The sequence below is a fragment of the Victivallis sp. genome (assembly GCF_048170485.1).
Lineage (GTDB): Bacteria > Verrucomicrobiota > Lentisphaeria > Victivallales > Victivallaceae > Victivallis.
In genome coordinates, this window is the sequence record NZ_DBEXAY010000061.1 from 23,235 (window position 1) to 31,461 (window position 8,227).

At 62.8% G+C, this 8,227-nt stretch carries 4 protein-coding genes and 1 tRNA gene; all 5 read left to right on the forward strand.

The features are described from left to right. Positions 1-88 precede the first annotated feature (88 nt). The 5 genes from ACMLHG_RS03270 (at position 89) to ACMLHG_RS03290 (ending at position 8,056) form a co-directional block, all read left to right on the forward strand. Complete coding sequence (locus tag ACMLHG_RS03270; protein WP_417169535.1) at positions 89-1,789, forward strand: glutamine--tRNA ligase/YqeY domain fusion protein; 1,701 nt, start codon at positions 89-91, stop codon at positions 1,787-1,789. Between the two features lie 4 nt (positions 1,790-1,793). Next, positions 1,794-3,116, forward strand: coding sequence for a YihY/virulence factor BrkB family protein (locus tag ACMLHG_RS03275; RefSeq protein WP_417169536.1), 1,323 nt, complete (start codon positions 1,794-1,796; stop codon positions 3,114-3,116). Between the two features lie 4 nt (positions 3,117-3,120). Beyond that, on the forward strand, positions 3,121-5,436 hold the full coding sequence (locus tag ACMLHG_RS03280; RefSeq protein ID WP_417169537.1) for a hypothetical protein: 2,316 nt from the start codon (positions 3,121-3,123) through the stop codon (positions 5,434-5,436). Further along, the gene (locus ACMLHG_RS03285) at positions 5,433-7,967 is read left to right on the forward strand and encodes a PA14 domain-containing protein (protein WP_417169538.1); all 2,535 of its coding nucleotides are present in this window, start codon (positions 5,433-5,435) and stop codon (positions 7,965-7,967) included. Before ACMLHG_RS03280 ends, ACMLHG_RS03285 begins: the two co-directional genes overlap by 4 nt. A 13-nt stretch (positions 7,968-7,980) precedes the next feature. After that, positions 7,981-8,056: transfer RNA gene (locus ACMLHG_RS03290), tRNA-Arg, on the forward strand. The last annotated feature ends 171 nt before the right edge of the window (positions 8,057-8,227 follow it).

The following is an 8,227-nucleotide window of genomic DNA, read 5'->3' on the forward strand; positions in this document are numbered from 1 at the left end:
CCGCTTTGAACTTGGAAAATCCACAATCCAGTGATATGTTATTTCCCATAAAAGTCAACCTATTTTTACTGGAGTTCCAAGATCCATCATGGCCGATTCCATTGAAACCAGAAACGAGCCGCTCGATTTCATCCGCGAGATGGTCGAGGAGGATAAGAAAACCAACCTGTTCGGAGGGAGGGTCGTCACCCGCTTCCCACCGGAACCCAACGGCTACCTCCACATCGGGCACGCCAAGGCGATCTGCCTGGATTTCGGCGTCGCGCAGGAGAACGGCGGCGTCTGCCACCTGCGCTTCGATGACACCAACCCGACCAAGGAGGACACCGAGTACGAGGAGTCGATCATCAACGACGTCCGCTGGCTCGGGTTCGACTTCGGCGAACACCTCTACTACGCGAGCGACTACTTCGAAAAAATGTACGAGTGCGCGGTGGAGCTGATCCGCCGCGGCAAAGCCTACATCTGCGACCTCACCGCGGAACAGTGGGACAATGAGTATCGCGGCGACCTCTCCACACCGGGCAAGGACTCCCCCGGCCGCAGCCGCTCGGTGGAGGAGAATCTCGACCTCTTCCGCCGGATGCGCGAAGGCGAATTCGAAGATGGAGCGCTGGTGCTGCGGGCCCGCATCGACATGAGTTCGCCCAACATCAACATGCGCGACCCGGTCATCTACCGGATCCGCCACGCCCACCACTTCCGCCACGGCGACAAGTGGTGCATCTACCCGATGTATGACTTCGCCCATCCGCTGGAGGACGCCTTCGAAGGGGTGACCCACTCCTTCTGCACGCTGGAGTTCGAAATTCACCGCCCGCTCTACGACTGGGTGCTCGATTCGCTCGGCTACACCTTCCCGAACCGTCCGCGCCAGACCGAGTTTTCGCGGCTCAACCTGACCGCCACGGTCATGAGCAAACGCAAGTTGCTCCAGCTGGTCAAGGAGCACTATGTCAACGGGTGGGATGACCCGCGCATGCCCACACTTTCCGGCATGCGCCGCCGCGGCATTCCCGCTTCGGCCATCCGCCGCCTCTGCCGGACCGTCGGCGTGACCAAGTTCGACGGCATCACCGACGTGGCACTGCTGGAACACTGCATCCGCGAAGAGCTCAACGCCACCGCGCCGCGGTTCCTCGCGGTGCTCGATCCGTTGAAGGTGACCATCACCAACTTCCCGGAGGGCGGCGTGGAGCCGCTGGAGGCGGTCAACAATCCGGAAGATCCCGCCGCCGGAAGCCGGAAGCTCGCCTTCACCCGGGAGCTCTACATCGAGCGGGCCGACTTCATGATGGAGCCGCCCAAGGGCTATTTCCGCCTCGCTCCGGGGCGCGAAGTGCGGTTGCGCTACGGCTACTTCATCAAGTGCGAAGAGGTGATCACCGATGCGGCGGGCGAAGTCGTTGAACTTCGCTGTACCTTCGACCCGGCGACCCGGGGCGGAAACGCGCCCGACGGCCGCAAGGTCAAGGGGACGATCCACTGGGTCTCGGCCACCGAATCGGTTCCCGCCGAAGTGCGGCTCTACGACCGTCTCTTCACCGCGGAGGAGCCGGGAGCGAACGGCGCCAACTTCCTCGAACAGCTCAATCCGGATTCGGTCAAGGTGGTCGAAGGGCGCCTCGAGCCGGCGCTGGCACTGCTGCCGGCCGGCAGCACGGTGCAGTTCGAGCGGCTGGGCTACTTCACCGTCGACCCGGACACCACCCTGGAGCGCCCGGTCTTCAACCGGACAGTCACGCTGAAGGACTCCTGGAGCAAACAGAACGCAAAGCAGGGGAGATAAGGCGATGAAAGGCGCGCTGTTCGAACGGTTCCGGCACTGGGCGCTCGGCATGGATGTTCCCTACGCGCGCCTCACCACCTCCGGGAAGTTCGCCCGGATTCTCTGGGTCAGCTTCCGTCGCTACGCCGCCGACCAGCACAGTCAGCGCGCCACGATGCTCACCTATTACACCCTGTTCGCGATCGTGCCGGTCGCCGCGCTGGTCTTCGGCATCGCCAAAGGGTTCTCGCTGCAGGCGCGGCTTGAGGTGATGCTGACCAAGCGCTTCGCCGACCATCAGGACATTCTCAACTGGATCTGTCAGTTCGCCGACACCACGCTGGAACGCGCCCGGGGCGGCATCGTCGCCGGCGCCGGTGTGATCGCGCTGATCTGGACGGTCATGTGGCTGGCCACCAACATCGAAAAGGCCTTCAACCAGATCTGGGATCTGCCGACCCGGCGCAACTTTTTCCGGCGGTTCAGCGACTATCTGGCGATCATTCTGCTCACGCCGATCATTCTGGTGGTGCTCGGCAGCGCCGGCGTGCTGGTCAGCACGATGTTCAACCGGATTCTGGCCGCGATCCCCTGGCTCAGCAGTCTCGGCATGATCGTCTTCTCCATCGGGATGAAGCTCTTTCCGCTGCTCCTCGTCTGCCTGATCTTCAGTGCGATCTACTTCATGGTGCCGAACACCCGGGTGAAGATCGGTGCGGCCTGCTTCGGCGGTCTCATCGCCGGAATCCTCTATCAACTGCTTCAGGACGGATTCGTCTTTCTGCAGGGAACCATCTACCGCTACAACACGATCTACGGAAGTTTTGCGGCACTGCCGCTCTTTTTGATCTGGGTGCAGTGGTCCTGGCAGATCACGCTGCTCGGTGCGGAAATCGCCTTTGTGAAACAGCATGCGGCGACCGGTCTTTTCGACCGTTCCGGTGAAGAAAACGCGAGCTTGCGGGTCCGCCGCGACAGCGAACTTGCGCTGGCGAAAATCGTCTACCGGAATTTCGCCGACGGCAAGGGGCCGACGCCGGGCGGCGAACTCTTCCGCCGCATGCCGGTGCCGGCAGTGGTGCTGCAGCGCCACGTCGACGAGCTGACCGCGGCCGGAATTCTGCTCCGGGTGGAAAATCGGGCCAACGGCGAGGAGCCGCTCTTCGCCCCCGGGCGCCCGACCGAAACCTTCACCATCTGCGACGGGCTGGAACTGCTCGACACCGCCGGAAACGATCAGCCGGATCCGGCGGCGGTGCAGGAGCTGACCGGCGTCGAAATCTGCACCCGGGGGCTTCGGGAGGCCGCCCGCCGCGCCCCGCAGAACCGCCCGCTCCGGGAGCTTTGAACGAATGCGTTGCCGTACCGGAACATGGCTTCTGCTCACTCTTCTGCTCTGCCTCCGCACGTTTGCCCTGCCCGGCAACTGGAAGGTGGACGGCTCGGGAGAACTGCTCTCGCAACCGGCGGAGGAGTCCTGTTCGGTCCGGCTGACCCTCCCCGGCTCCGCCCAGATCTACCGGGAGCCGGAGCGGGAGAGCTTCCGCCCGGACCGGGCCGGATTTGAAGCCGCCCAACTGGAGATGGAGGTCCGGCTCGACGCGGATGCGCCGGTCAAAGCGCTGCTCTTCTTCAAGGATAAGGACGGCACCTGGTTTCAGACCGTCCGGGAGTTCGAGCTGGTGCCGGGCCGCTGGCAGACCCTTTCCGCCCGGCTCGACCGCACCGGCGAAGAGTGGCGCGGCGTGGGGCACGGCGCGCTGTTCGACGCGGACGCGGCCACCAACCTCTTCGCCGCCGGCATCTCGCTCTATTCGGAGGAGATGCAGCAGGCAACCCTGACGCTCCGCAATGTCCGGCGCACCGGCAAACGGCAGACGCCGCCGCTCGCGGTGATCGACTGGCAGCTCCCGGAAAACGGAGAAAAAAACCGGCGCATCGACAGCCGTTTCCTGCTCTCGCGCGACTACTTCAACCCGTTTGATCCGGATGAGATCGAGGTGAATTACGAACTCACCGGTCCGGATGGTTCCACCCAAACCTGCCCCGCCTTTTTCAGCCGGGACTACCTCCGGAGCAGCCATTTCACCCGCGAGACCCTGACTCCGGTCGGCGGCGGATTCTGGGAGTTGCGTTTTCTGCCCGCCGCGGAAGGGACCTACCGCCTCCGGCTGTCGATCGAAGACAAAGCAGCCGGAGAGAGCCTGAGAACCGCTTGGCGCACCGTCGAAGTGGCCCCCTCCCCCCTGCCCGGAAGAATCCGGGTTTCTCCGACGGCACCCCGTTTTTTCGAACACGACACCGGGGAGTTCTTCTTCCCGATCGGCCTGAACATCCACACCAACACCGACATGCGCAGTGAACTCTGGTTTCGCTTCGGCCATCTGCCTGACCGCGGCACCCGCGATTACGACGACTACTTCGAAGCCTGCGGAAAAAACGGCATCAACACCGTGGAGGTCTGGATGGCCGGCTGGACCATGGCTCTCGAACACAACGCCCCCCGGGCCGGACAACACGGCGTAGGGCGCTACAGCATGGAGTCGGCCTGGAAACTCGATCACCTCTTTGAGTCGGCGCGCAGGAACGGCATCTATCTCAATCTGGTCATCGACAACCACGGGCGCCTCTCCTCGACCTCCGACCCGGAATGGGGTGAAAATCCGATCAACGCCACCTCGGAATTCGCCCGCGCCAACGGCGGTTTCCTGAAAGATCCCGGCGACTTCTTCCGCTCCCCCGAGGCGAAACGGAACAACTCCAAACGGGCCCGCTACATCGCCGCCCGCTGGGGAGCGATGGCGAATCTGTTCGCCATCGAACTGTGGAGTGAAGTTGACCTTGTCTCGGAATTCCACGCCCGTTACACCGACGGCAGCATCCTGACCTGGACGCGCGACGCGGCGGCGGAACTGCAGCGCTGGTCCCAGCGGAAGCCGCTGGTCTCAACCCACATCTGCAGTGATTTCAACAAACTTCTGCAGTTCCGGAAACTGTTTGACCCCAAAGAGATCACCCACGTCGCCGGCGATGCCTACCGCGATGCACAGATCCACTTCGTCGATCATCTGCGCAGTTACGCCCGCGTCATGAAATTCAACAAACCACAGCTCATCACCGAATACGGCGGCCCCTCGCAGGGGAGCGAAAACCGACAGCTCGTGGCCGACATCCACGCCGGGTTGTGGGGAGCCTCCTTTTCCGGTCTTGCCGGAACGCCGTTTCTCTGGTGGCACGACTTCGTACACCTCAACAAGCTCTACGGCCACTACCGGGGATTTGCCCGCTTCTTCCGCGGGATCGACCTGCGTTCTGCTCCCCCGACCGATCCGGCCCCGGAGCTCGTCGGCAACCGGCAGGAGTGCGAAATTCTGGCCGCAGTACAGAAAGAGAACGCCTGGGGCTGGATCTTCCACCGTGCCTCTTTGCTCACCTATCCGGAGCACCCGGAGAAAGAGCCGTTGCGGGAAAAACTGTCGTTCCGTTTGAAGAACGCCGCCCTGCCGCCGGGCGCTTACCGCCTCCGCTGGTATGACACGCTCTCCGGCGAGGTGGTCAAGGAAGAGCGCGTCACACTCCGTGCCGGGGAAGCCCCCGCCTTCCCGGTTCCGGCCTTCCGGGTGGATACCGCGTTTAAACTGGAAAAAGTCCGGGAGGAAGCCCGATGAACCGTTCTTGCTATGCAACTCTTTTTTTGCTGTCGCTCCTCGCCGGAGCTCTGCCGCTGGCGGGAGCCGACTCGAAAGCGCCCCCCCTCCCTGCGGATGCCCCGGCCTACCGGCTGACGACGGCGCCGGAAGATGCCGCCAAAGCCCAGAGCATCGACCTGACCAGCCTGCTCCTGCCGGAAGCGAGCCTCGCCAACGGTGTCCGGGTGCTGGCCGACGGCAAAGCCCTGCCCTTCCGGCTCCACAGCAATCAGGAGCTGGCGATCGCTCCGGCGCCGGGGGCGAAGGAGTTCACGATCGAGTTCGGCTTTCCCCGGGAGCAGAAGCGGGACAACTGGCAGAAAAATTCCGGCCCCTGCCCGCCAGCGGAACGGTTGCGCCTGTTCCTCTTCCCCGGGCGCCAGCCCTGCACACCGGCCCAGTACATCAGCCAGCGGACGGCGGAGTACGAACGCCGCAACTCCTGGAAGCTCCGGAACCATCCGCAGACCGCCTACCGCAGTGTGCTGGAGCGCGCCACCGGGCTCGATCTGCTCAACCGTGGCGAATATGTGCGGACCGCCATCAACCGCATCCGCCAGCGGAAACGCCGGATGCTCTCTCTCAATCGCTGGGACCGGCAGAGAGCGCGCGCCGAAGCGGCCGGCCTCCCCGCCTGGGCCCTGGGGGAACGGGCGGACGATGCGGCCAAACGGCGGCTGACCGGGCATCTGATCAACGTCTGCAACGATCTGGAGAGAGCCAACCGGGACCGGGAAAAAATCCGCAAGGACGCGCCCGGCGCTCCGGAGCGGGAGCTTGAAAAACTCGCGACGCGCAACGCCCGCCGGATTTTATCGCCGACCGACGTACAGATGACCATCCGGCCGCCGGAGACGCCGGAGTTCTATTCCGCCCGGTTTCACGGTCTGCTGCGAATTCCCGCCGACGGGGAATATGAGTTCGAGCTGAACGCCAACTGTCTGGCCCTGCTGAAGCTGGAGGGGAAACTGCTGCTCCGGCACGAGGGGGATGGTTCCGGCCCGGCGGTCCGTCAGACGGCCCGGATCGCCCTGAAGCGCGGCAGTCGGGAGTTCGAACTCTTGAACCGGGTCAACACAGGAACCGGCCGGCTGACCGTGCGGATGCGTCCCGCCGGAACCGGAGAGTTCCAGCTGTTGAACTGTGAAGATTTTGCGCCGGCCCCGGAACTGAGTCCAATCCGGCTGGAGACGGCGGACGGCACCGGGCTGCCGCTGTTCCAGCGCAGCGGACGGTGCCGGATTTTCTCCGGCAAGCGGACGAGTTACGAACTCCAACATATCGAACTATTGAACGATGTGGCAAGGCGTTTTGTCTTTGAGGCGGGATCGTTCCGGATTCCGGCGGCACAGCTTCCGGCAACGGTGGCAGTGGCCGCCTCCGGCGGAGAGAGCGCGCTCCGTTTTCTGGATCCGGAGGGAAAACTCCCGGATCTCCCGGTCACGCCGATCAACCGCCCGGACACCATGCTTCCGGCGCCGCCGGACGTCACCATGAAACTCTGGCTGCCCGCGTTTCTGTATGACCATGAAACCCTGACGGCGACGGTTGAAATCGCGTCGAAACTGCCGGTTCCCTGCACGGTCAAGCTGAACATAACAGAGCGCGGCGGCCAAGAACTGCTGTCGCAGGAGATTCCTCTTCCCGGCAAACCGGATGGCAGAATTGAACGTTTCACGCCGGACGTCATTCACAAACTGCCGCTGGAGCTGACCGGGAACGGTACCGGCGGCGAACGCATTCTCGACCTGACGCTTTCGATCCCGGGGTTTTCGTTTGCCCGGGAGACGATACGGATTGCCCCGGCGGCAGCGGCTCTGGAACTGCGCCATACACCGCACGGGCTGATGGACACGGCGGGGGCGCGGACGATTCTCCAGCTGCATCATCCGACGCTGAGTGAGTTGCGCAGCTGGGAACTGCCGAAAAAACTGGCGGAAGAGCTGAAACCGGAGCAAACCTGTCTGGTGATTGGCGAACCGTTCGGAGAATTTGCTCCGGAGCTGGAGCGCCAGCTTGCCGCGGAGGGGAAAACACTGGAGTTCCTGCCGCTGACCGGCGGGAATCTGCCGCTGTTCGAAAGCCTGCCGGCTCTGTGGCAGCAGATACCGCAGAGCCGGGCGGACCGGGCGGTGATTCTGCTGCCCTGCCTCCGTCACCGTTCCCCGCAGGAGCCGTGGGAAAGGGAGCGTAACCTGGCGGCGATTGTGGAGAAACTGAAAACCAATCCATCCATCCGCCGGATTACGCTGGCGGTCTTCCCGACGCCGCACCGGGAGAAGGAGGAAGAACTGGGTGAAATGCTGAACCGTCTGGTGCGGGAATTCGACCTGGAATATCTGGATCTCTCGGATACGCGGCCGTTGCTGGAAAAGCCGGAAGCGTTTCAGCGTCCGGACTCTCCGGGTGAGAGTTCGCTTCATCCGGTGGGGATCTCGCCGGCGCTGGCCCGGATTCTGGCAGGAAAACTGCGTCGTCACTTGATTTTTGAAAAAAACGGGCAATATTAATAAAACTGTCGCCGGCCCGGTAGCTCAGAGGATAGAGCAGCTGCCTTCTAAGCAGTTGGCCGTGGGTTCGATTCCCGCCCGGGCTACCATTTTACCCCCCTGATTTCAAGCAAGAAGCAACACAAAACCAACGTCTCTGCCTCATCCTGAATCAAGCTGATTTTTGCTGCTTTTAGAACACGAATTAGAACATTTTTAGAACATCATTTTGGTTCTTATTCCATTTGTAACGTGCTCTTTTTCAAAGCAGGCCTGCACCA